This window comes from Bacillaceae bacterium S4-13-56 (genome assembly GCA_040191315.1).
GTDB lineage: Bacteria > Bacillota > Bacilli > Bacillales > JAWJLM01 > JAWJLM01.
In genome coordinates this window covers 1-426 of the sequence record JAWJLM010000192.1, presented here as the reverse complement: position 1 = coordinate 426, position 426 = coordinate 1, and the positions used below count along the sequence as shown (strand labels likewise).

The 426-nt window shown below is 41.3% G+C and carries 1 protein-coding gene; it reads left to right on the top strand.

Annotation, left to right across the window (positions count from 1 at the left end; translation table 11 throughout):
* Nucleotides 1-68 precede the first annotated feature (68 nt).
* The coding region (locus tag RZN25_18620; GenBank protein MEQ6378797.1) for a UPF0236 family protein at nucleotides 69-426 on the top strand (358 nt) is incomplete at its 3' end.

Here is a 426-nt window from a genome sequence, read left to right as displayed (position 1 = left end):
ATGTAAAAATATATATGCACCAAATATTTTCTTCCCTTTTGGGGGACACATTCACACAGTTGGATCAAGTGATTAAGGAACAAAAGCAAGCCGAAGGTTGGACAGTTATAAGGGATGATGAAAAAACAGTACAGTTTACTTTTGGGGGTGTGACGTTCCGTCATACTTCCATGAGGGACAAAAAAGGCAACTGTAGGCATCCATTTGATGAATGGTTGGGACTACGAAAGTATCAACGGCATAGTGCATTAGTAGAGGTTAAGATAGCAGAAATGGCTAGCGAAACAGATTATCGTGAAACTGCAAGAGTCTTAAAAGAATGGACATCAGTAGACATCAGTCATACAACCGTTGGGAGTATTGTAAAACGTGTAGGGAAAGCCCAAGCTGAAGCCGACACGGAAATGGTGGTTGAGCTAGATGAAG